The organism is Flavobacterium sp. (assembly GCF_965277525.1).
Classification (GTDB): domain Bacteria; phylum Bacteroidota; class Bacteroidia; order Flavobacteriales; family Flavobacteriaceae; genus Flavobacterium.
The window spans coordinates 292,253-316,446 of the sequence record NZ_CBDIDC010000014.1 but is presented as its reverse complement, the minus strand read 5'-3'; the positions used below and the strand labels follow the sequence as shown (position 1 = coordinate 316,446).

Genomic DNA, 24,194 nt, shown 5'->3' with positions numbered 1-24,194 from the left:
TTTTATATTTTTGTCGCAATGAAATTTACAGCAGAACAAATAGCAGGAATTTTAGAAGGAGAAGTTGTTGGGAATCCCAATGCAGAAGTTTCTCGGCTGTCTAAAATCGAAGAAGGCGAGGAAGGATCACTTACTTTTTTGGCTAATCCCAAATATATAAACTACATATATACGACAAAAGCATCAGTAACTATTGTTAATGACAGCTTTGTACCCGAACAGGAAATTACTACAACTTTAATAAAAGTAGAAGATGCTTATGCGTCTTTTTCTAAACTTTTAGAATTTTACAATCAGGTTAAACTGAATAAAAACGGAATAGAAGCACAGTCTTTTATATCTGAAGGAACTAAATATGGAGAAAATTTATATCTGGGAAGCTTTAGTTATATAGGCCAAAATGTAGTTTTAGGAAACAACGTAAAAATTTATCCAAACAGTTTTATCGGAGATAATGTTGTTATTGGGGATAATGTATATATTTTTGCAGGCGCTAAAATTTATTCTGAAACCATAATTGGTAACAATTGTACGATTCATTCAGGAACTATTATTGGTGCAGATGGTTTTGGTTTTGTGCCAAATGACGAAGGTGTATATAGTAAGGTTCCTCAAATCGGAAACGTTGTCATTGAAGACAATGTAGATATAGGAGCAAATACTACCATAGACAGAGCAACTCTGGGTTCTACGATAATTAGAAAAGGAGTGAAGCTAGACAATCAAATTCAGATTGCCCATAATGTAGAAATTGGCAGAAATACTGTGATTGCAGCACAATCAGGTGTGGCGGGTTCTACAAAAATTGGAGAAAACTGTATGATTGGCGGACAAGTAGGTATCGCAGGGCACTTAATTATAGGAAACAATGTTAGATTGCAGGCTCAATCGGGAGTTGCAAGAAACATTAAAGATGATGAAACATTACAAGGATCGCCATCGCTTGGATATAGTGATTTTAACAAATCTTATGTTCATTTCAGAAACCTGCCTAAGATTGTGTCCGAAATTGATGAAATAAAAAAACAAATAATAAACCCAAAAAATGGAAATAATGGTTAAACAGAAGACCATCAAAAATGAAATTTCACTAACAGGCGTTGGATTACACACTGGAAAAGAAGTTACAATGACTTTTAAACCAGCTCCAATTAATAATGGTTTCACTTTTGTTAGAGTAGATTTGCAAGGTCATCCCGTGATCGAAGCAGATGCTAATTATGTTGTTAATACGCAAAGAGGTACTAATTTAGAAAAATTAGGTGTAAAAATTCAAACTCCTGAACACGTTTTAGCTGCATTAGTTGGTTGCGATTTGGATAACGTTATTATAGAGTTAAATGCGTCTGAGCTTCCTATTATGGATGGTTCTTCAAAATATTTTGTTGAAGCGATTGAAAATGCCGGTATTGAAGAGCAAAATGCTAAACGAAACGTTTATGTAGTAAAAGAAGTAATTTCATTTACTGATGAAACTACAGGAAGCGAGATTTTAGTGATGCCAAGCGATGATTATCAGGTAACTGCAATGGTTGATTTTGGTACTAAAGTTTTGGGTACTCAAAATGCAACCATGAAAAGCATAGCCGATTTTAAAGAAGAAATTGCCAATTCAAGAACTTTTAGTTTTTTGCATGAATTAGAATCTCTTTTAGAAAACGGATTAATAAAAGGTGGAGATTTAAATAATGCAATTGTATATGTAGATAAAGAAATATCTGAAAATACAATGGAAAATTTAAAGAAAGCTTTTGGCAAAGACAAAATTTCAGTTAAGCCAAATGGTGTTTTAGACAACCTTACTTTACATTATCCAAATGAAGCAGCAAGACATAAATTACTTGATGTTGTGGGGGATTTATCTTTGATTGGAGTTAGAATTCAAGGAAAAATTATCGCTAATAAACCAGGGCATTATGTAAATACGCAATTCGCCAAAAAATTAGCAAAAATTATTAAAATTGAACAAAGAAATCATGTGCCGGTTTATGATTTAAATCTGGAGCCGTTGATGGATATTCATAAAATCATGGCAGTTTTGCCTCACAGACCTCCATTTTTATTGATTGACAGAATCATAGAAATGTCTGACAGTCATGTTGTGGGGATGAAAAACGTTACAATGAATGAAAATTTCTTCGTTGGACATTTTCCTGAAGCTCCAGTTATGCCGGGTGTTTTAATTGTTGAAGCAATGGCGCAAACAGGCGGGATTTTAGTACTAAGTACGGTTCCGGATCCTGAAAATTATTTAACATATTTCATGAAAATTGACAATGTTAAGTTCAAACACAAAGTATTGCCTGGCGATACCTTAATTTTCAAATGCGAATTGATTTCTCCTATCAGAAGAGGAATTTGTCACATGCAGGCAAATGCATACGCAAATGGAAAATTGGTAACAGAGGCAGAATTAATGGCTCAAATTGCAAGAAAACAATAATAATTTAATCGATTTTATTGTTTACGTTTGTTGCCCAAATTAGACTATTTTAATATAAAATATAAAACTCACAGATGAATCAACCATTAGCTTATGTTCATCCCGGCGCTAAAATCGCTAAAAACGTTGTAATTGAGCCTTTTACAACAATCCACAATAATGTTATTATTGGTGATGGAACGTGGATTGGTTCAAATGTAACCATCATGGAAGGTGCCCGAATTGGTAAAAATTGCAATATTTTTCCAGGAGCAGTAATTTCTGCGGTACCACAAGATTTAAAATTTGGAGGAGAAGATTCTTTAGCTATTATAGGAGATAATTGCACCATTAGAGAGTGTGTAACGATCAATAGAGGTACGGTTGCTTCAGGACAAACCATTTTAGGGAACAACTGTTTGGTTATGGCTTATGCCCACATAGCACACGATTGTGAAATTGGAAATAATGCTATTATTGTAAATGGTGTTGCTTTAGCAGGTCACGTTGTGGTAGGGAACCACGCTGTTATTGGTGGCTTGGCAGCTATTCATCAATTTATTCATATCGGTGATCACGCTATGATTTCCGGTGGATCTCTGGTAAGAAAAGATGTTCCGCCTTATACAAAAGCGGCAAAAGAACCGTTATCTTATGTAGGAATCAACTCAGTTGGTTTAAGAAGAAGAGGATTTAGTACTGAAAAAATTAGAGAAATTCAGGAAATTTACAGAATTTTATACCAAAAGAATTACAACACCACACAAGCTTTAAGTATTATTGAAGCAGAAATGGAAGCTACTCCTGAGAGAGATGAAATTTTAGATTTTATCCGAAATTCATCAAGAGGAATCATGAAGGGTTATTCAGGAAATTATTAGATAAAAGTTAAATCGTTTATTTGTTAAATCGTTTAGTCGAAAAACAGATAAACGATTTAATTATTCAACAAAATATTAATAAAACAAAACAAAATGGCATCTACATCAGATATTAGAAACGGGTTGTGTATCAAGTTTAATCATGATATTTATAAAATCGTCGAATTTCTTCACGTAAAACCTGGGAAAGGTCCAGCTTTCGTAAGAACAAAATTGAGAAGTTTAACTACAGGAAGAGTATTGGATAATACATTTTCTGCAGGACATAAGATAGACGATGTGCGTGTAGAGACGCATAATTATCAATTTTTATATGCTGAAGGAGACGAATTTCATTTTATGAATACAGAATCTTTTGAGCAAATTTCTTTGAACAAGAACATTTTGGATGCTCCAGGATTATTGAAAGAAGGTACAAGTGTAATGGTTCAGGTAAACACTGAAACTGATTTGCCTTTATCTGTAGATATGCCATCTTCTGTAATTCTTGAAGTTACTTACGCTGAGCCGGGAGTAAAAGGAAATACAGCTACCAATGCTACAAAATCTGCTACAGTAGAAACCGGAGCAACTGTAAACGTTCCTTTGTTCATCAATGAAGGTGATAAAATTAAAATCGATACCGCTTCAGGTAATTACATGGAGCGCGTAAAAGAGTAATTTTTAATTGGATGATTTGTCAATGAGTCAATTAGAAAATTGATACATACCAGAAATTGAATCGTTTTATTTTCTAATTGACACATTTTCTAATTGACACATTTTCTGATTGACAAATTTTCTAATTATAAAATATGAAATTTCCAAAGATTCATTCTTTACAAGAAATTGCAAATTTGCTTGAATGCGAATTTATAGGTGACCCAGACTTCCCGGTTTTAGGCATGAACGAAATACATGTTGTTGAAGCTGGAGATATCGTTTTTGTGGACCATCCAAAATATTACGACAAAGCTTTACAATCAGCAGCTACTATTGTTTTAATAAATAAAAAAGTAGCTTGCCCGGAAGGTAAAGCCCTTTTGATTTCTGATGATCCTTTCAGAGATTTTAACACCCTGACCAAACATTTTAGACCTTTTCAGGCTACAACCGTATCCATAGCGCTTTCTGCAAATATTGGAGAAGGAACTGTAGTTCAGCCTAATTGTTTTATTGGAAACAATGTTACAATTGGTAAAAACTGCGTAATACATCCTAATGTTACAATTTATGACCATACGGTAATTGGTGATAATGTAATGATTCATGCCGGAACTATTTTAGGAGCTGATGCTTTTTATTATAAAAAACGTGCCGATGGTTTCGATCAGTTAATTTCAGGGGGAAGAGTAGTAATAGAAGACAATGTCGGCATTGGTGCCCTTTGCACAATTGACAAGGGGGTTACCGGAGATACGACTATTGGTGAGGGAACAAAAATTGACAATCAAGTACATGTTGGACATGATACTGTTATTGGTAAAAAGTGTTTAATCGCTTCGCAAACCGGTATTGCAGGTTGTGTTATTATAGAAGATGAAGTTACAATTTGGGGACAAGTTGGTACCACAAGTGGTATCACGATAGGAGCAAAGGCTGTTATTCTTGGCCAAACCGGAGTTACTAAATCGGTTGAAGGTGGGAAATCATATTTTGGAACCCCGATCGAAGAATCAAGAGAAAAGTTAAAACAATTAGCCAATATCAAAAAGATTCCTGAAATTTTAAATAAATTGAAGTAATATGTCTATTAAAGAATTTGTTCAGAAATTTTATAAGTCAGATGCCTTGATTGATAGTGAAATAATGAAAACTTATTTGCATCCTGAGGTGTTAGTAGAGTGGAACAGTAGCAAAGGATTGATTCAGATGGATCATAATTTGCTGCTTGACATGGCCAATGAGCTCAGTCGTGCTTATGTTCGTTCTAAAGTAAGAATTAGTCATATTATTGCCGAAGAAGACTTGGTTTCTATACGATATTCTCATTTTGTGAAAACGATTGAAAACCCAAGAGAAGAGATGTTATTAGCTCATTTTGCTACAATTTGGCAAATAAAAGATGATAAATTATATCGCGGTTATCAAATGAGTCAATTTTCTTAATTTTTTTAAAGGCAAAAAGGTTAAAATACGTTACAAAACCTTACTTTTGCATCACAATTTTAAAAACTACATAAAATATATATCATGAGTGTTTTAGTTAATAAAGATTCCAAAATAATTGTTCAAGGATTTACAGGAAGCGAAGGAACTTTCCACGCCTCTCAAATGATTGAGTACGGTACTAATGTTGTTGGTGGTGTTACTCCGGGAAAAGGAGGTACTAGCCATTTAGATCGTCCGGTTTTTAATACAGTAAAAGATGCTGTTGACCAAGCTGGAGCTGATACATCTATCATTTTCGTACCACCGGCTTTTGCTGCTGATGCAATTATGGAAGCTGCTGATGCTGGAATCAAAGTAATTATTGCTATTACAGAAGGAATTCCTGTAGCAGATATGATTAAAGCAAATAATTATGTTAAAGAAAGAAATTCCAGATTAATCGGACCAAACTGTCCGGGAGTTATCACTCCGGGTGAAGCTAAAGTTGGTATTATGCCAGGTTTTGTTTTCAAAAAAGGAACAGTTGGTATCGTTTCTAAATCAGGAACTTTAACTTACGAAGCTGCTGACCAGGTTGTAAAACAAGGTTTAGGAATTACTACAGCTATTGGTATTGGTGGAGATCCAATTATTGGAACTACTACTAAAGAAGCTGTTGAATTATTAATGAATGATCCTGAAACTGAAATTATCATCATGATTGGTGAAATTGGAGGTCAATTAGAAGCTGATGCTGCTAAATGGGTTAGAGCTGATGGTAACCGTAAACCAGTTGTTGGTTTTATCGCTGGAGAAACTGCTCCTGCTGGTAGAACAATGGGTCACGCAGGTGCTATTGTTGGTGGTTCTGATGATACAGCTGCTGCTAAAAAACAAATTATGAGAGACAACGGAATTCACGTTGTTGATTCACCAGCTGAAATTGGTAAAAAAGTAAAAGAAATATTAGGATAATCTCTAATATTTAAAATAATAAATTCCAAAAAGTCTCAATATTTTGTTGAGACTTTTTTACATTTTTAAAATGTTGGAATATAATTTAAAAACTTAGCAACTTAGAACTTTAGTTTCTTAGAAGCTTAAAATAAGAAATATGTACAAAGAATTAGAAAAATTTAAAGTAACTAATAGTTTTACTTTTACAATTGAAGACAGTTTAGAACAAGTTTGCAATGCTTCGGAAGGCGCAGGTGTATTTGTAGTTTATGCTGTTGAAGGTGATGCAAAAGAATTGATTATGGTGGGTTCTACAGGAACTGTTCAGAATGACGGAACCCTGAAAAGTAAAAACGGTGGTTTATATGATAAAATCGTAAACGGACACCAATTTGCAAAAACAGGAAGAAAATATTCATGGCCGGCACAAATGAAGCTAGAAGGTATTTCTGCTCTTGAAGTGGTTTGGTACGAAACTTTTAACGCAGATGTAAAAGCAATTCCAACTGCAGTTGAAGGACAAGTTTTGCAAAGTTTCTTAGATGCAAATGCAAAATTACCAAGATGGAATGTAGCTTTCTAAAAAAAAAGCTATTTTTTACATAAAAATGAATCAAAAGCGTTACTATTTATTTAGTAAGGCTTTTTTTATTGGCTTTTTGATTCTAAGTTTTATATATTTAAAAATTAAAAAAAAAATAAACTAATACAATGATAAAAAACTACTTACTATTATTATTTTTATGCCTGTTTTCTTCGGCTAACGCTCAAGTTATTAATTTTCCGGATGCTAATTTTAAGGCAAAATTACTCGCTGCTAATTCTTCTAATTATATAGCTCTTGATATAACTAATAATTATACTAAGATAGATTTAAACGGAGATGGGGAAATTGATCAATTAGAAGCTTTACAGATTAAAACTTTAAATGTCGAAAAATCAAATATAGGAAATTTAGAAGGTATTAAATATTTCGTAAATCTTATTGATTTAAATTGCAACAACAATAAAATTAGTATGTTAGATTTAAAAAGTTTAGTAAAATTATCTTTTTTAGATTGTTCGAGTAATCAATTGACTGCTTTAGATTTAAATTATTTAGTAAATCTTAAATCTCTTTATTGTGGTAGTAATAAATTAACAGTAATGAATGTTTGGAATTTAGCCAATCTTTCTGATTTTAGTTGTTCTCACAATCTTCTAACAGATTTAATTATTAATAATGTTCCTCAACTCAATAGTTTATATTGCATAAATAATCAGATCTCAGATTTCAGCACTGTTGAAGCGCCAAATCTTACACAATTGAGCTGTAGTAATAATAAAATTACCTCATTAAATCTTACGGTTTTTCCTAAGCTTAATTATGTAACATGTCGCAATAATAAAATTACCACTATCAGTTTAAATGGATTGGTTAATCTTGAAACTTTATCTTGTTCAGAAAATGAATTAACAAATTTAGATGTAAAAACTTTAAGAAGCTTAACCACGCTTCACTGTTCTACTAATTTATTAACAAATTTAGATATTACCAAAGTACCAAATTTAGAATCTTTAGCATTTCAAAATAATAAAATAGCGAGTATTGATTTTTCGAACAACTCAAAATTAAATACCATAGTTGGATCGAAGAACCCAATAGAATTTGTTGATTTTTCGAATTTGAAGGATCTTGAATATATAATGTTTGGTAATACAGCTATACACACATTTGATTTGAGTAATTCAAAAAAGCTAGCGGGAATGAATATTGCGAGTTGCCCAAACTTAGAATCTATAAATTTAAAAAACGGTAGTATCGAGGATTTAAATTACGCAGAAGATGTTGCTGATGATGTTGATAATGTAGCTTATGGATACGATATGATTAATTTTCGTAATTGTCCTAATTTAAAGTATATATGTGCTGATGACTCACAAATTGAAGCAATTACTCAAAAAATTTCGGTATATAATTACACTAATTGTGTAGTTGGAGGATATTGTTCTTTTGTTTCCGGTGAGGAAAATTATGTAATCAAAGGAAGTGCAAAATTAGATCTTGATAATAATGGCTGCAATGTTTCAGACAAAGCTGTTTCAAATTTAAAATTTCTTATTACAGGCCCTAAAACATCAAATTTAATAACTGATAATACAGGAAATTATATTGTACAAGTACCAATAGGAGCGTATACAATTAAGCCAATACTTGAAAATCCAGAGTATTTTTCTGTCACTCCGTCATCAATAAAAGTTGATTTTACAAATGCATCAAATTCAATAACACAAGATTTTTGTGTTACTGCAGTTGCTTCTCATAAAGATTTAGAAGTTAATATGATTTCAATGCAAGCCGCCAGACCAGGTTTTGATACAAATTATAAAATAATTTATAAGAATAAAGGAAACGTATCTCAGTCGGGTACTGTTAATTTAATATTCAAAGATGATGTTTTGGATTTGGTTAGTGCAAATCCTGCTATTTCAAATCAGTCATTAAATAATTTATCCTGGGCTTTTACTTATTTAAAACCTTTTGAAAGCAGAGAGATTTCATTTGTATTAAATGTAAATTCCCCAATGGAAACTCCAGCTGTAAATAACGGTGATATTCTTAATTACACAGCTTCAATCAATTCTGTAGAAATGGATGAAACTCCAATAGACAACACCTTTACCTTAAGTCAAAAAGTTATTGGTTCTTATGATCCTAATGATAAAACATGTTTAGAAGGAGATGTTATTAAACCGGAATTAATTGGCGAATATGTTCATTATTTGATTCGTTTTGAAAACACCGGAACGTATCAGGCGCAAAACATTGTAGTAAAAGACATGATCGATTTGTCTAAATTTGATATTTCGACATTAATTCCAACCAGTGCAAGTCATTCGTATATTACTAAAATCTCAGATGGAAATAAAGTGGAGTTTATCTTCGAAAATATTAATTTACTATTTGATGACGCTCATAATGATGGCTATATAGCGTTTAAAATTAAAACGCTACCAACGCTAAAAACGGGCGATTCTTTTACAAATGAAGCAAATATTTATTTTGATTATAATTTTCCAATTCTAACGAATAAACCAAGCTCAACATTTAAAACTTTAGGGACACAGGATTTTGCTTTCTCTAATTATTTTAAAGTCTTTCCAATACCTGCTGCCGATGTTTTAAATATTACTTATGAGAATTCAATCGAGGTATTATCGATCTCAATATATGATATTTTAGGACAGCTAATAATTGTGGTTCCACATGCTAAAAATGTTTCATCAATTAACGTGTCAAGTTTAAGAACGGGAAATTATTTTTTAAAAGTAAAAACTGACAAAGGAACATCAAGCATAAAATTTGTTAAAAAGTAGACTTAAAAACGATGGTAGTAAAATCTGACAAATAGAAATATTTTTTAAATAATAAAACATCCTGTAAACTGGGCTAACGCACGGCAGGTCAATAAAAGAGGCAGTTTCTATGTAAAGAAGCTGCCTTTTTTGTGTAAAAAAATTGGTTTTATATTATTTGCTTTTATATATTTATCGCACACAACTGAAGGATAATGTTAAAAAAACGTATTCTTTATGTTAAAACCAAGTGCTTATTTTCAAGAATTCTATGCCAAACTAATATGAAGACCAAAATTTTACAATTCAAGACTTTTGATGATATTACACTTTGGAATAACTTGAAAGATGGAGATGAAAAATCATTCTCAATGTTGTTTGAGAAATATTATGCAGATTTAGTAAATTACGGAAATTCCCTTTCTCCGTTTGCTGAAAAAGTACAAGATTGCGTGCAGGATGTTTTTACGGATATTTGGGTCTATCGCAACGGGCTGCAAAACTCAGTTATTGTAAAAGCCTATTTGTTATCAAGTGTACGTAAACGAATTGCACGATTACATGAGCGTGATCGCATTTTTCGTAAAACAACGAGTACAGATGCTATTGCATTTCTTTTAGAATTTTCGGTAGAAAACGACTTGATTGATGACGACTATGCTACTAAAGAGAAAGTTATTCATTTGAATAAATTATTAAATGATTTGCCTGCACGTCAAAAAGAAGCATTGTATTTACGTTATCACCAAGGCTTAACTGTAGAGCAAATTGCCGAAATGTTAGAAGTTAATTATCAATCAGCAAGCAATCTGTTACATCGCGGTTTACTTACATTGCGTAAGGAATGGAAAGGTAGCTTTTCGTTAATTTTACTACTATCTTTAACTACATGTTAAATTTGTTTTAAAAAAAATAAAAAAAAATCACAATTTAGTGAGTATATAATAAGAAATGTGTCCTCTATGTTTTTGTAACCTTATTTTTAGATGCAAAAACGTAATAAATATACCGAAATTGAAGATTTTTTATCTGACCAGTCATTCCAGTCATGGATTTTATTTAAAATTGATGAAGATGGTTGGGAAGAATGGACTTTAGAAAGTCTCCAACGTGCCAAGTTGGTAGAAGATGCAAGATTATTGTTACTGGCTATGAAAGTGCAGGATTCTAATTTGTCAGCATCGGATATTCACAATGCGTTACAAACTACATGGATTAAAATTGAAGAAAAAGAAAATCAAAACCATTCAATTCATAATTCTAAATTAAAATTTTTCAGAAAATATCTCCTCAGCGGAGTTGCAGCTGCTTTAGTGGTCGGCTTAGTATCAATTTGGTTTTATCAAAATCAGGTTAGTCCGCAAAGTAAAGTGGTAACTTACAAAGAACTTATCGATGAAAACAGTGAAGGATTGGTAGAACAAACCAATAATTCGAATAAACCGCAAATTATCACACTGTCTGATGGTAGTTCTGTTTTATTACAACCCAATAGTAAATTAAGTTATCCTAAAATCTTTACCGGAAACGAAAGAAAGGTGTATTTATCCGGCGAAGGTTTCTTTGAAATTAGTAAAAATCCTAAAAAGCCTTTTTTTGTTTATGCAAACGAAATCGTCACGAAGGTAGTCGGGACTAGTTTTAGAGTCAGAGCTTATTCTGACCAGCCTGATGTAGAAGTTCTTGTGCGCACCGGTAAAGTTAGGGTAAAATCAAATGATTTAGTTTCTAAATCAAATCAGGAAGAAGTTATTTTACTTCCAAATCAGGCATTACGTTTTTTACGCAGTGATTTAAGTTTTAACAAAATCACAAACATTACCGAGGACGAGACATTGGTACGGAGTGTTGGCAATATTGAACAATTAAGCTTTGAGTTTACTGATATTCCCGTATCGCAGATCTTCCAAACTATAGAACAAGCTTATCTGGTAGACATTGATTATCCTAAGAATAAATTAAAAGATTGTCATCTTACCACTTCACTTAGTGATCAGCCCTTAATGGAGAAGTTAAAAATTGTTTGCAATAGCATTGGCAATAAAACCAGCTTTGAAATGAATGGAAATCAAATTATTATAACATCTGAAGGATGTAATTAATCTTACTGTATAACTGTAATTATAAAGTTGGATTTGAATTTTAAAAAGCAACCAAAAACTAATTAAAAAACTAAAACCAATAATGAATGCCTATGTAAAAGATGATAATGCAAAAAAAAGTGCCGAAATGCTGTAACATTATCGACACTTAAATTAGTTGAATTCCTCTCTGTAAAGAGTAATTCATTAACGTTTCTTAAAATACACTCGAATCAGTATTAATCAAAACAATCCAAAATTATGAAAAAACCAGTTGTTAAACAACGATTACTCCATCGAATCATGAAAATAACACTATTTCAGTTTGTTCTGGCGCTTGTATTTTCAAGTGTTGCCATGGCAAATGATGTAAGTGGACAAAAAAAACTAGATACTAAGGTCACTATAAATGTTGCTAATTTAACTTTAGACAACGCGTTATCTAAGTTGGAAAAGTCTGCTCATGTAAAATTTTCGTACAACTCAAGACTGCCTCAGCTTACTCAAAAAGTAACTATAGATGCAAATGAGGAGGTACTATCAAGTATTTTAAACCGAATTTTAATTCCATTTAACATTACTTATACAGAAGTAAGCAATCAAATTGTACTTCAAAAAAGTGCTGGTACAGATCCTTTTGTAAGTTCGGATGCTAATAATTCTTTATTTGAAATATTAACTGCAGGACCAGTTATTAAAGGTATTGTTACCGATGCAAATGGCAGCCCTTTACCGGGAGCTACTGTATTGGTAAAAGGAACTAAAGTTGCTGTACTTACTGATTTTGACGGTAGATTTACTATAGAAGTACCTACTAACAGTGATCGATTGGTAATTTCTTATGTAGGTATGGAGTCTAAAGAAATTGGTATAACAAATGTTAATCCTACTATTGTTTTAAGCGAAGAAGGACAAAACTTAAAAGAAGTTGTCGTTACTACAGGTTACGAAAAAACATCAAAAAGAACCTTTACAGGTGCTGTCAGCAAAATTTCAGGTGCTGAATTAAAAGTAGATGGTGTTGTAGATGTAAGCAGAATGATCGAAGGTAAAGCTGCCGGGGTTACTGTTCAAAACGTTACAGGATCTTTTGGAGCTACTCCTAAAATTACAGTACGTGGATCTTCTTCTATTTTTGGAGATACTAAACCATTATGGGTTATTGATGGTATTGTTCAGGAAGATATCATCAATGTTTCTTTTGCAGATTTAGCTTCAGGAAATTCAGCCACATTATTAAGTTCTGCTGTAGCAGGATTAAACGCAAATGATATTCAAAGTATTGAAATTCTTAAAGATGCATCGGCTACTTCTATTTACGGTTCAAGATCATTAAATGGGGTGGTAGTTGTTACAACTAAACAAGGACGCAGAGATTCTCCTTTAAAAATCAATTATTCTGTAGAAAATACAGTAAGAACAGTTCCAAGCTACACTCAGTACGATATTTTAGATTCTCAGGAATCGATGAGTGTTTTTCAGGAAATGAGATCAAAAGGTTATTTAGATCAAAGTTCATCATTAACAGCCAGATTTAGCGGTGTTTATGGTATATTGGCGAAAGAAATTAATCGCTATAATGAAACTAGCGGTCAGTTTGGAGTTAGAAATGAGCAACCTTATATCAATGAATTCTTAAAAAAATATGAATTAGGAAATACAGACTGGTTTAAAGTTTTATTTAGACCATCTATTACTCAGAATCACTCTTTGAGTTTTTCAGGAGGAGGAAAAAACAATACGTTCTATGCCTCTTTAGGATACTATACAGATCCGGGATGGACTTTGGCTGATAATGTAAAACAATTGTCATCAAATATTAAAGGTACATTCTTTATTAATGACAGATTAACGGTTACTTTATCTACTTTAGGATCTATTCGTGATCAGGAAGCTCCTGGTACTTACGAAAGTAAAAATGACGTTGTATTTGGTAAAATCACCAGAGATTTTGATATCAATCCATTCAACTATGTATTAAGTACAAGCAGAACGCTTAGACCTTATGATGAGAATGGTAATTACGAATATTATCAAAACAACTGGGCACCAATGAACATTCTGAACGAATTGAAAAATAATACACTTGGAATTAAAGTGAATGATATTCGTTTTCAAGGTGATATAGATTATAAAATCAATAAGCACTTAACTTATAATTTTACAGGTTCTGCACGTTATGCTAATACATCAAGAGAACACAAAATTTACGAAGATTCAAATGTTGTTGCTGCTTACAATGCAGGCGTAGGTGAAACTTTAAATACTCAAATTCAGAAAGATAACGTATTCTTGTATCAAAACCCAAATGATTTAACAGCTCCAAAAATTTCTGTATTGCCAAATGGCGGTTTCTTAAGAAAATACACTAATGATATGACTTCATACAATATTAGAAATAGTATTACTTATAGAAATACATTTAATGACAAACATGAAGTTGAAGGATTTTTTGGTACAGAGTTTAGATCTGTAGACAGAAATAATGACAACTTTACTGCGGCAGGAATTCAGTTTGCAAAAGGACTTAGCGCTTTTACGGATCCTAAATTAATTGAAAAATTGATAAATGATGGAAACTCTTATTATGATTTTGGAGCAGAAAGAGAGCGCACAGTTGGTTTCTTTGGAAAAGTAGGATATACGTACGATCGTCGTTATACAGCTTCTTTTACAGGTCGTTATGATGGATCTAACAGACAAGGGGATAGTGGTTCTTCGAGATGGTTGCCTACTTATACCGTAAGTGGTAAATGGAATATTAAGGAAGAAAGCTTCATGAAAAATGTAGAAGCTGTTAATACTTTGGCGCTTAGAGCTTCTTATGGTTTAACAGCAACAGCAGGGCCAGCTACAAATTCATTAGCTATTTATAAAAGTTATATCACAGACCGTTTCAATACTAGCGATAGAGAAAATGCGATACGTATCGAAGATTTGCAAAACAAGAATTTGACATGGGAAAAACAATATGAAACGAATATTGGTTTAGACTTAGGAATGTTTAGAAACAGAGTACAACTTACTACAGATGTTTACCGTCGTAAGGCGTTTGACTTGATCGATTATGTAATTACATCAGGAGTTGGAGGACAAGAAATTAAACAAGGAAATAATGCTGATATGGAGACTAAAGGTCTTGAAATTGGTATTACTACTCAAAACATAGCTTCTCATGATTTTAAATGGTCTACTACGTTGAACTTTTCAATCTATAATCAAGAAATCACAAAGTTAGCTAACAAACCAGCTGTGTTTGATTTAATTGCTACAAATGGAGGTAATACAGTTGGACATCCTAGAAACTCATTGTACTCTTACCAATTTACAGGATTAAATAATGAAGGATTACCAACTTTTAAATTACAAGATGGCGCTACAAGTAATATTGTTGATGCTAATTTCCAGGACACTAATGATGTTACAAAGTACTTGAAATATGAAGGATCTGTTGAGCCAAATAAATCAGTTGGTCTTGCTAATACACTTACGTACAAAAACCTGACGTTGTATGTATTTATCGTAGGATCTGGAGGAAATAAGGTAAGATTAAACCCAGTGTATAGCAATACTTATACGGACCAAACTGTTTTTACAAAAGATTTTGCAAACAGATGGATCAATCCTGGTGACGAAAATTACACAAATGTTCCGGTTATTGCAGATAGATTATTGAATAGAAATTATGGTTCGAGCGATTTACAAATTGCATATAATACTTATAACTTTTCTGATGTTAGAATTGCCAGCGGTGATTTTGTAAGACTAAAAAACATCTCTCTTGCATGGGAGTTTCCAAATGATTTCAAGAAAAAAATAGGATTAAGCACTTTTAATCTAAAAGGATCAGCAGTTAACCCATGGTTGATTTATTCTGACAAAAAATTAAACGGACAAGATCCTGAATTCCGTAACACAGGAGGAGTAGCTTTTCCTATTACGGCACAATATACATTTGCAATAAATCTTTCATTTTAACAATAAAATTGATTATGAAAAATATAAAAATAACACTGTCATTATTATTACTGATTGGCTTTAGCAGCTGTGATGAGTTTCTTTCAGAAGTACCAGATAACAGAACTCAAATAGATACGCCTGAAAAAATATCAGAATTACTAGTTACAGCTTATCCAAACAAATCTTATTTTCCAATTGGAGAGGTAATGTCAGACAATGTTTTCGACACAGAGTCTACAGTTGTAACCAGTGTCATTAATGAGGAAAGTTTTAACTGGGAAATGCACACCCAGATTGGAACCGATAGTGAAAGTCAATTCTGGACAGCATCTTACGAGGCAATTGCTGCAGCAAACCAAGCTTTAGAAGCTATTGAAAAACTAGGAAATCCTGCTACTTTAAATCCGCAAAAAGGAGAAGCTTTAATAGCAAGAGCCTACAATCATTTTATGTTGGTTTCGTTTTGGGCAAACCGTTATAATCCTGCAACAGCAGCTACAGATTTAGGTGTTCCTTATATAACAAAACCAGAAACAGAATTATTAGCAAAATACAAACGTAATACAGTTAAAGAAGTATTTGATTTTATTGAACAAGATCTCAATGAAGGTTTGAAATATGTTACAAATAACTATAAAGAACCTAAATTTCATTTTAACATTGATGCCTCTAAAGCTTTTGCAGCTCGTTTTTACCTAATAAAAGGAGATTGGGATAAAGTACTTGAATTTACTGAAGGAATTGGTTCTAAACCAACAAAGATCAGAAACTGGACCGCTTTTAATGCTGTAGCTTATGCTCAAATGGCTATTGAATATTCCAAAGTAGAACAAGAGACAAATTTGTTGATCAATTATCCAAATTCAATTGCTAATAGAGTGGCAACTTACAGATTTAGTCTTCCGGGAAATAAATCAGATGATTTATTGGGAACCCAGACAAACATGTGGGGTAAAGCCAATTTAATCAGAGCTAATGGTCAATATTTTGGAGGTACAAATGTTTTTACACCTAAGCTTTATGAGTATTTTAAATATACTAATTTAACATCTGCTACAGGGATACCTTATACAGCGTCAGTATTATTTAGTAATGACGAATTGTATTTGAACCGTATCGAAGCATTAGTAATGAAAAACAGATTTACAGAAGTTAATACAGAGCTGGGATACTTTTTAGGCACCAGAACTACTGGATATAATCCTGTAACAGATATATTGAATGAAACAGTAGTAGCGACAAAATATCCTGTACTTGCAAATGAGTTTACTCCATACTATGCATTAAGTCCTCTTCAGACTTCTTATATTAAAGCAATCGCTGAAGCAAGAAGAAAAGATTTTCTTCGTGAAGGACTTAGATGGTTTGATGTTAAACGTTTTAATCTTGTAGTAACCCATAATACGCTTCAATTCGGTAAAATAACAAGAAGTAACATTTTGGAGAAAGACGATAAAAGAAGGGTGTTACAAATTCCGCTTAGAGCTTCAGATAACGGTATTGAAAAAAATCCTAGATAAATTTTTAATTAGAAAGTATTATGAAAATATTCAAAACATATAAAGCAGTTGTAATTGCAGGAGTTTTACTCCTTGCGTCTTGTGCTCAGGAGGATCAGCCAAAAGAAAGCCAATTAGATTTTTCAGTACCGGTAAAAACAGATTTAGACAAATGGATTGGTACTAATTTCTTAGATCCTTATAATATCGCTGTATACTATGAGTGGAATCAGAATTTGGTAGACAATAACAAGTATTTATTTCCGCCTTTAGTATCAAAAGTACAGCCGGCAATGGAAGTGGTTAAGAAAATCTGGATCGATAGTTATAGTACTATTGGGGGAGTAAATTTTGTTAAAAAAATTGCTCCAAGAGAATTTGTGCTTGTTGGAGGCGTAAACTTAAATACAAATGGTACCGTTACATTAGGACTTGCAGAAGCAGGACAGAGAGTTTCTCTTTTCCAGATTGATAACCTGAACAAGAAGAGCAGAACAAGTGTAACACAATTTATTCATACTATTCAGCACGAATATGTACATATTTTAAACCAGACCAAACCTTTTGATGAGCAGGCATGGTCAAAACTTACACCATCAGGATATACTTCAACATGGTACAATGAAGCAATTGCTACTTCAAGATCATTAGGATTTTTAACAAGTTATGCGAGATTAAATATTTATGAGGATTTTGCTGAAACTGCAGCTACAATTTTAACAAGTTCAAAAGCAGAATATGATGCAATACTAGCAGGTGTTACAGACGCAACTGCCAAAGCTAATATTAAAGCAAAAGAGGCAATTGTTGTTAAATATTATAAAGATGCTTATAATGTGGATTTCTACGCTTTAAGAGATGAAGCTCAGAAAAATACAGATGCTGTAATAAATAATTAAGGAAATTAAATTTTTATAAAAATCAATATTATGAAAGCAAAATATATATATAAGTGCTTAATGATTTCTTTTGCAGCCTTGCTATTGGGGTCATGTTCAAGCCCGGAGGTAGAGTCAAAATTTGATCAAAATGCAACCGATCGATTAAGCGCTCGTCAAAAAGAATTAAATGATTTGCTGCTTTCTTCAGGAGAAGGATGGAAAGCTGTTTATTATACAGATAGTACACAATTAGGAGGATGGACCCATTTATTTAAGTTCTTGCCAGGAAAAAAAGTAAATATGGCATCAGATTTTGATAGTGATACAGGAATTTATACAAGTCAATATGATATTCAGGTAGGAAGCACGGTAAGTTTAGTCTTTACAACAGAAAACAGAATTCATCTTTTGTCTAATGCAGCTGATTATCCTACTGCCGGGCTTCTTGCAAAAGGGTATTTAGGTGACTTTCAGTTTTACTACTATGGGCAAAAAAATGGTGATATTATTTTTAGAACTAACAGGAACGGACATTTTCTGCGGTTTGTAAAAGCAACGCCACAAGACTGGGCAGATTTACCAAAAAATACGCCAATTATCAATAATATTACTGGTGATATGACAAGTCCGCTGTTCAGATTATTGGAAATTAACGACGGAACAACAACTAAAAGCTATGATTTTGATTATAATACCGATGCACGTTTTGGTACAGGATATCCTTTAGATCCTGCCGTTAATACTAGTTATGATTTAGCTTTTTCATTTAATCCTAAAGGCGCTTATTCAAAGATTCCATTAGAGGTTAAAGGTCAAAAACTTTCAGATTTCCTTTATAATAGTACAGATAATACTTTTGTGGCAACAGGAAAAGATGGAGTTAAAGCGACTATTAAATACACAAATGCACCACCAATAGTAACAGATGACTATAAGATTTTATTAAATGGAAAAGGAAATCCTCAAATGATTTTGGGATATATCGCAGCTAATTTATATACAGCTCCAAGTACTTCGGATTATTTTAGATTCTTAATTAATAAAGTAAATGCTACATTGCCTGCAACTCAGTCTATTGCCAGAGTGCAAATAGTTTTTAATAATACTGCTAATCAGACTTTTATTCAATATCAATTTAATGGAGGTAAAGCTGCTATAAGCCATTTAGTGACAACTGTTGAAGATGCTGCAAATAAAACTATTATCTTAAAAGATGCAGGTTGGACGGTAGCACCTACAGCATACGCTTTCTTAAAAGATATAGACAATGAATTGACAAATCCAAAAGGGCTGTATGTTAAGAAAGAAAATTTTAAAATTACCTACTCTAACGTTATTTATACTTTTACAAGTGCTGCAAGTAGTTTTAGAATGACAAGTTATCAATTGTAAATTATTTTATACTTATTTTGAACTAAAAGCAGCTCATTTTGCGCTGCTTTTATCTAATCCGATGACTTAAAAATAAATCATTTTATTGCTATTCTTAACTTAAAACTATGACGAAAAAGTATATCACACCAGTAAATATTGCTTTCTTTCTATGGGGTTTATTGCTTTTAACTGTATCTATATTATATCCTGAGTATACAAGGTATTATTTGTATCTGTCAATTGCAGTGATTATTCCTATAGCAGTTGTAAACCTTATAAAAATGAAAAGAGAAGACAGACTAAACGATACTATAAACTTTCGTTTAGCAATCTACAGGATGCTAATTATGGCATTATTTCTCGTGATCTTCTTTTTTATAACAAAACAGAATCTTATTTAAAAGTGCATTTTGATTAATCATTATTTCAGTTGTTTTCATGATCTAATCGCATTGTCAAAAATCAGTTTTAATTTTTATTTTGAAGAAGGGGCAGCTCAATTTGAGCTGCTTTTTTAATTATAAATGTTTGTGGGCTTATTAGTTTTGACTAATGTTGAAAGGTTATTGCAATTGTTATTTTTTTAAAAAGGGAATTATCATATATTTGACAAGTCATTCATAGCCCTGATAGAAGCGATATCCTTTTTCTGGTTTTTGTACCAAAAAAAGATAAAGCGAATAGCAGGAATAGCTAGAAATAAATATTAACATTAATTTTGAATATGAAATTACTTGAAGGAAAAGTTGCCATTATTACAGGCGCTAGTCGTGGAATTGGAAGAGGAATTGCTGAAGTTTTTGCTAAACATGGTGCAAATGTAGCTTTTACATATAGCTCGTCTGTAGAGTCAGCTCAGGCGTTAGAAGCTGAATTGAATGGTTTAGGAATTAAAGCAAAAGGATACCAATCGAATGCGGCCGATTTTAATGAAGCACAAACTTTCGTTGATGCTGTTTTGGCTGATTTTGGAACGGTTGATATTTTAATTAACAATGCCGGAATTACAAAAGACAACTTATTAATGCGTATGTCTGAGGCTGATTTTGATCAGGTTATTGATGTCAATTTAAAGTCAGTATTTAATATGACAAAAGCAATTCAGAAGACTTTCTTAAAACAACGCGCAGGTTCTATCATTAATATTAGTTCAGTTGTTGGAGTATCCGGAAATGCCGGGCAAACTAACTACGCCGCTTCTAAAGCAGGTGCAATTGGATTTACAAAATCTGTAGCATTAGAATTAGGGTCCCGTAATATCCGTTGCAATGCAATCGCTCCGGGATTTATCGAAACTGAAATGACTGCAAAATTACCGGAAGATGTAGTAAAAGGGTGGAGAGATGGTATTCCGTTGAAACGTGGAGGAACTGTAGAAGATGTTGCTAACGCATGTCTTTTCTTAGCTTCAGATATGAGTGCTTATGTTACAGGGCAAGTATTAAATGTTTGCGGAGGAATGCTTACTTAAAAAGTTAATTGCTTATGGTTTGTTGTTTATTGTTCTGCATCCATAAACTAAAAACTATAAACTACAAACTATATAAAATATGACTACAAACACGATTCTATTATTATTACTTTCTTTAGTAATAGCGGGTGGGTTATCGTATTTTCAATATTTTTTTAAAGCCAAAAACAAATCCAATGTGATTTGGTTTTTGGCTTTTTTACGTTTTCTGGTTATTTTTGGTATATTAGTTTTATTGATAAACCCAATAATAACTAAGAACTCTTTGGAAATTACCAAAACTCCTTTGGCAATTGCTGTTGATAATTCAAGCTCGATTACGGTTTTAAAATCGGATAAGAAAGTAACTGAATTATACCAGAAATTAATTTCAAATCCTGCACTTAAGGAAAAATTTGAAATTCAATCCTATCAATTTGATGGTGATTTTAAACCTTCGGACAAATTTGATTTTAAAGGAAAACAAACCAATCTTGATGAAGTTGCCAAGAACTTAAAAAGCATCAATAAAAACCTGATTTTTCCAACAGTTATTATTACAGATGGAAATCAGACTACAGGAAACGATTATGTATATCGTTTTGATCCTGTTAATAAAGTTTATCCTTTGGTTGTGGGAGATACAACTACTTTTTTGGATTTAAAAATCAATCAGCTTAACGTAAATAAATACGCTTTTCATAAAAATAAATTTCCGGTTGAAGTTTTTTTACAATATTCAGGAGATAAAAATACAAATGCTGATTTTACCATTACACAGGGAAATACAGTAATTGCGAAAGAGAAAGTTTCTTTTTCAGCTTCTAAAAAAACGGCGACTTTAAACTTGCTTTTACCAGCTGATAAAGTAGGATTACAAATTTTCAAAGCCAGCGTATCATCAGGTTCAAAAGAGAAAAACAGTTATAACAATATCAAGAATTTTGCGGTTGAAGTTATCGATCAAAAGTCGACAATTGCGATAGTTTCATCAATTAATCATCCGGATATTGCTGCGTTAAAACGTTCTGTTGAAGTGAATGCGCAACGTAAAGTCATTTTAGTTAAGCCAAACGATGTTAATCAGTTACAAGATGTTTCAGTTTTAGTTTTATATCAGCCCAATGCAGCTTTTAAAGCAATTTTTGACAATAATAAATTAGCCGGAACAAATACATTTATTATTACGGGAAACAATACTGATTTTAATTTTTTGAACCAACACCAAAATAACCTGGTTTTTAAAATGAGCAATCAAAGAGAAGATTATTTATCCGAGTTTCAATCACAGTTTAATTTGTTTGCGATCGACAATATTGGTTTTGAAAATTTTCCGCCTTTGCAAAATTTATTCGGTACAATCACAACAAACGGAAACGTATCAGTTCTACTTTCATCCAAAATAAGAAATGTTGCTACAAATGCTCCTTTGTTGGCTTTCGCCGAAAACCAAGGCAAACGTACTGCTTTTCTTTTGGGAGAAAACAGTTGGAAATGGCGTTTGCAAAGTCACATTGACAATCAGTCATTTGAAAAATATGATGTTTTTATAGATAAGATTATTCAATATTTAGCTTCGACAACTTCAAGAAAATCATTAGTGGTAACACATGAAAGCTTTTATAATTCAGGAGAAGCCATTGTAATCAACGCACAATACTTCAATAAAAACTATGAGTTTGACGAAAAAGCAAGACTTACCATTACAGTTACAAACAACGAAACAAAACAAGCTAAAAATTACGATTTGCTAAAAGGGAATAATTCATTCTCAGTTAATTTAGACGGATTATCTACAGGCAAATATAATTTCACGGTAAAGGAATTAAATACAAATACATCCTATTCAGGTCATTTTGAAATTCTGGATTTTGATATCGAAAAACAATTTGTGAATCCTGATGTTTTAAAATTAAAACAATTGGCATTGCAAACCAACGGAAAAGCCTTTTTCGAAAATCAAGCCGATGATTTGATTGAGCAACTTCTTGAAAATAAAGAGTATAAATCGATTGAGAAAAACATCTCAACAAAAACGCCTCTACTTGACTGGATTTGGTTGCTGATTTTAATTGCAGTCTTATTGACTACAGAATGGTTTGTCAGAAAGTACAACGGATTGCTATAGAGTTCGATTATTTATTTGCTTAGTGTAAATTTGTGAAATCTTAGTGAATCTCTGCAAAATATTATTACACAATAGCTTCACAAAGGTTTCACAGAGAAGCTTAAAGGTTGAAGAAGTTAATTTAATGACATGAATATTCACAAAAGTTCATAGCAACAAACCACAAAGTTTTTGCTTAACTTGAAACTTTAAACATGAAACAAAAACAACTAAATTAATGGATTTCAGGCTAAAAGTATTCTACACCGTTGCACTCCGCTTAAATTTTACTAAAGCGGCAACAGAATTATATATCTCGCAGCCAGCCGTTTCTAAGCATATTCAGGAACTTGAAGAAACCTATAAAACAAAGCTTTTTGAACGAAATGGTTCTAAAATCGCTTTAACTCCCGCAGGCGAAATTCTTCTTACACATACCAAAAACATCTTCGAAATCTATCGTGAAATTGATTTTGATATGAGCTCCTTTATTAATGAGCGTCAGGGATTATTGCGGTTAGGAGCAAGTACCACTATTTCGCAATATATTATTTCTCCGGTTTTGGCTCGTTTTCATCAAAAGCAAAAAGACATAAAAGTTAATTTGCTCAACGGAAACACAGAGCAAATCGAAAATGCTTTAATCAACAAAGAAATCGAAATTGGAATTGTAGAAGGACAATCTAAAAATCAGTCGATTAAATATATTCCGTTTTTAAAAGACGAATTGGTTTTAGTTTGTAACACAAGAAATCCTTTGGTAAAGCAAAACAAAATTTCATTAGAAGATTTAAAAACAATGAAATTTATAAGCCGCGAACGTGGTTCAGGAACACTTGAAGTTATTGAATTCGCTTTAAAACAAGTAGATGTAAAAATTACCGACTTGCAAATTGAAATGCAATTAGGATCTACAGAAAGTATAAAATCATATTTGCTGAATTCAGATTGTTTCGCTTTTATGTCGATACATGCAGTAGGTAAAGAGCTTAAAAATAATGAATTAATAGTTTTAGATATAGAAGGGTTAGCCATAGAAAGATACTTTTATATTATTACTTTATTAGGTAAACCAGCTGCCTTATCAGAACTTTTTATTCAAAACATGTCTTCTTATTATAACTTAGAGTTATAGTCGATTGCAATTTACGATTGGTGATTACGATATAAACAACG

18 protein-coding genes are annotated in these 24,194 nt (G+C 32.3%); all 18 read left to right on the top strand.

Annotated elements, in window-relative coordinates; all coding sequences use genetic code 11:
- The first annotated feature begins 18 nt into the window (after positions 1 to 18).
- The 18 genes from lpxD to ACQY44_RS25465 all read left to right on the top strand — a co-directional run bounded on the left by lpxD (position 19) and on the right by ACQY44_RS25465 (position 24,153).
- Complete coding sequence (gene lpxD / locus ACQY44_RS25550) at positions 19 to 1,062, top strand: UDP-3-O-(3-hydroxymyristoyl)glucosamine N-acyltransferase (protein ID WP_428233089.1); 1,044 nt, start codon at positions 19 to 21, stop codon at positions 1,060 to 1,062.
- Positions 1,055 to 2,443, top strand: coding sequence for a bifunctional UDP-3-O-[3-hydroxymyristoyl] N-acetylglucosamine deacetylase/3-hydroxyacyl-ACP dehydratase (locus tag ACQY44_RS25545; RefSeq protein WP_428233088.1), 1,389 nt, complete (start codon positions 1,055 to 1,057; stop codon positions 2,441 to 2,443). The genes lpxD and ACQY44_RS25545 overlap by 8 nt, the downstream gene beginning before the upstream one ends.
- A 74-nt stretch (positions 2,444 to 2,517) precedes the next feature.
- Complete coding sequence (gene lpxA / locus ACQY44_RS25540) at positions 2,518 to 3,303, top strand: acyl-ACP--UDP-N-acetylglucosamine O-acyltransferase (protein ID WP_017497513.1); 786 nt, start codon at positions 2,518 to 2,520, stop codon at positions 3,301 to 3,303.
- Positions 3,304 to 3,396: 93 nt separating this feature from the next.
- Entirely contained in the window at positions 3,397 to 3,963 is a 567-nt protein-coding gene (gene efp, locus ACQY44_RS25535) for an elongation factor P (RefSeq protein WP_072970794.1), read from the top strand.
- Positions 3,964 to 4,097: 134 nt separating this feature from the next.
- Complete coding sequence (locus ACQY44_RS25530; protein WP_428233087.1) at positions 4,098 to 5,027, top strand: UDP-3-O-(3-hydroxymyristoyl)glucosamine N-acyltransferase; 930 nt, start codon at positions 4,098 to 4,100, stop codon at positions 5,025 to 5,027.
- 1 nt (position 5,028) lies between these two features.
- Positions 5,029 to 5,391: a nuclear transport factor 2 family protein gene (locus ACQY44_RS25525; RefSeq protein ID WP_428233086.1), complete on the top strand. Its 363-nt coding sequence runs from the start codon at positions 5,029 to 5,031 to the stop codon at positions 5,389 to 5,391.
- A gap of 84 nt (positions 5,392 to 5,475) precedes the next feature.
- Positions 5,476 to 6,348 carry a succinate--CoA ligase subunit alpha gene (sucD, locus tag ACQY44_RS25520; protein ID WP_056253252.1) on the top strand — a complete coding sequence of 291 codons (873 nt, stop codon included), beginning with the start codon at positions 5,476 to 5,478 and terminating at the stop codon, positions 6,346 to 6,348.
- A gap of 139 nt (positions 6,349 to 6,487) precedes the next feature.
- A complete protein-coding gene (locus ACQY44_RS25515) occupies positions 6,488 to 6,913 on the top strand; it encodes a hypothetical protein (protein ID WP_428233085.1) in 426 nt (141 codons plus the stop codon).
- 128 nt (positions 6,914 to 7,041) lie between these two features.
- The gene (locus tag ACQY44_RS25510) at positions 7,042 to 9,687 is read left to right on the top strand and encodes a DUF7619 domain-containing protein (protein ID WP_428233084.1); all 2,646 of its coding nucleotides are present in this window, start codon (positions 7,042 to 7,044) and stop codon (positions 9,685 to 9,687) included.
- A 263-nt stretch (positions 9,688 to 9,950) separates the two neighbouring features.
- Complete coding sequence (locus ACQY44_RS25505) at positions 9,951 to 10,562, top strand: RNA polymerase sigma factor (RefSeq protein WP_428233083.1); 612 nt, start codon at positions 9,951 to 9,953, stop codon at positions 10,560 to 10,562.
- A 90-nt stretch (positions 10,563 to 10,652) separates the two neighbouring features.
- Positions 10,653 to 11,768: a FecR family protein gene (locus ACQY44_RS25500; protein ID WP_428233082.1), complete on the top strand. Its 1,116-nt coding sequence runs from the start codon at positions 10,653 to 10,655 to the stop codon at positions 11,766 to 11,768.
- A 240-nt stretch (positions 11,769 to 12,008) separates the two neighbouring features.
- Entirely contained in the window at positions 12,009 to 15,725 is a 3,717-nt protein-coding gene (locus tag ACQY44_RS25495) for a SusC/RagA family TonB-linked outer membrane protein (protein WP_428233081.1), read from the top strand.
- Positions 15,726 to 15,739: 14 nt separating this feature from the next.
- Positions 15,740 to 17,227, top strand: coding sequence for a RagB/SusD family nutrient uptake outer membrane protein (locus ACQY44_RS25490; RefSeq protein WP_428233080.1), 1,488 nt, complete (start codon positions 15,740 to 15,742; stop codon positions 17,225 to 17,227).
- 20 nt (positions 17,228 to 17,247) lie between these two features.
- Positions 17,248 to 18,105 carry a zinc-binding metallopeptidase gene (locus ACQY44_RS25485; RefSeq protein ID WP_428233079.1) on the top strand — a complete coding sequence of 286 codons (858 nt, stop codon included), beginning with the start codon at positions 17,248 to 17,250 and terminating at the stop codon, positions 18,103 to 18,105.
- Positions 18,106 to 18,135: 30 nt separating this feature from the next.
- Positions 18,136 to 19,479 carry a DUF4302 domain-containing protein gene (locus ACQY44_RS25480; protein WP_428233078.1) on the top strand — a complete coding sequence of 448 codons (1,344 nt, stop codon included), beginning with the start codon at positions 18,136 to 18,138 and terminating at the stop codon, positions 19,477 to 19,479.
- Between the two features lie 706 nt (positions 19,480 to 20,185).
- Positions 20,186 to 20,932 (top strand): 3-oxoacyl-[acyl-carrier-protein] reductase, encoded by a 747-nt coding sequence (gene fabG, locus ACQY44_RS25475; protein WP_056253259.1) that lies wholly within the window; start codon positions 20,186 to 20,188, stop codon positions 20,930 to 20,932.
- Positions 20,933 to 21,011: 79 nt separating this feature from the next.
- The gene (locus ACQY44_RS25470; RefSeq protein ID WP_428233077.1) at positions 21,012 to 23,039 is read left to right on the top strand and encodes a hypothetical protein; all 2,028 of its coding nucleotides are present in this window, start codon (positions 21,012 to 21,014) and stop codon (positions 23,037 to 23,039) included.
- 217 nt (positions 23,040 to 23,256) lie between these two features.
- Entirely contained in the window at positions 23,257 to 24,153 is an 897-nt protein-coding gene (locus tag ACQY44_RS25465; RefSeq protein ID WP_428233076.1) for a LysR family transcriptional regulator, read from the top strand.
- Positions 24,154 to 24,194 lie beyond the last annotated feature (41 nt).

Bases quoted from the DNA above. Each gene is read 5' to 3' on its own strand.
- lpxD (WP_428233089.1), top strand. From the start codon at position 19: ATGAAATTTACAGCAGAACAAATAGCAGGAATTTTAGAAGGAGAAGTT.
- ACQY44_RS25545 (WP_428233088.1), top strand. From the start codon at position 1,055: ATGGTTAAACAGAAGACCATCAAAAATGAAATTTCACTAACAGGCGTT.
- lpxA (WP_017497513.1), top strand. From the start codon at position 2,518: ATGAATCAACCATTAGCTTATGTTCATCCCGGCGCTAAAATCGCTAAA.
- efp (WP_072970794.1), top strand. From the start codon at position 3,397: ATGGCATCTACATCAGATATTAGAAACGGGTTGTGTATCAAGTTTAAT.
- ACQY44_RS25530 (WP_428233087.1), top strand. From the start codon at position 4,098: ATGAAATTTCCAAAGATTCATTCTTTACAAGAAATTGCAAATTTGCTT.
- ACQY44_RS25525 (WP_428233086.1), top strand. From the start codon at position 5,029: ATGTCTATTAAAGAATTTGTTCAGAAATTTTATAAGTCAGATGCCTTG.
- sucD (WP_056253252.1), top strand. From the start codon at position 5,476: ATGAGTGTTTTAGTTAATAAAGATTCCAAAATAATTGTTCAAGGATTT.
- ACQY44_RS25515 (WP_428233085.1), top strand. From the start codon at position 6,488: ATGTACAAAGAATTAGAAAAATTTAAAGTAACTAATAGTTTTACTTTT.
- ACQY44_RS25510 (WP_428233084.1), top strand. From the start codon at position 7,042: ATGATAAAAAACTACTTACTATTATTATTTTTATGCCTGTTTTCTTCG.
- ACQY44_RS25505 (WP_428233083.1), top strand. From the start codon at position 9,951: ATGAAGACCAAAATTTTACAATTCAAGACTTTTGATGATATTACACTT.
- ACQY44_RS25500 (WP_428233082.1), top strand. From the start codon at position 10,653: ATGCAAAAACGTAATAAATATACCGAAATTGAAGATTTTTTATCTGAC.
- ACQY44_RS25495 (WP_428233081.1), top strand. From the start codon at position 12,009: ATGAAAAAACCAGTTGTTAAACAACGATTACTCCATCGAATCATGAAA.
- ACQY44_RS25490 (WP_428233080.1), top strand. From the start codon at position 15,740: ATGAAAAATATAAAAATAACACTGTCATTATTATTACTGATTGGCTTT.
- ACQY44_RS25485 (WP_428233079.1), top strand. From the start codon at position 17,248: ATGAAAATATTCAAAACATATAAAGCAGTTGTAATTGCAGGAGTTTTA.
- ACQY44_RS25480 (WP_428233078.1), top strand. From the start codon at position 18,136: ATGAAAGCAAAATATATATATAAGTGCTTAATGATTTCTTTTGCAGCC.
- fabG (WP_056253259.1), top strand. From the start codon at position 20,186: ATGAAATTACTTGAAGGAAAAGTTGCCATTATTACAGGCGCTAGTCGT.
- ACQY44_RS25470 (WP_428233077.1), top strand. From the start codon at position 21,012: ATGACTACAAACACGATTCTATTATTATTACTTTCTTTAGTAATAGCG.
- ACQY44_RS25465 (WP_428233076.1), top strand. From the start codon at position 23,257: ATGGATTTCAGGCTAAAAGTATTCTACACCGTTGCACTCCGCTTAAAT.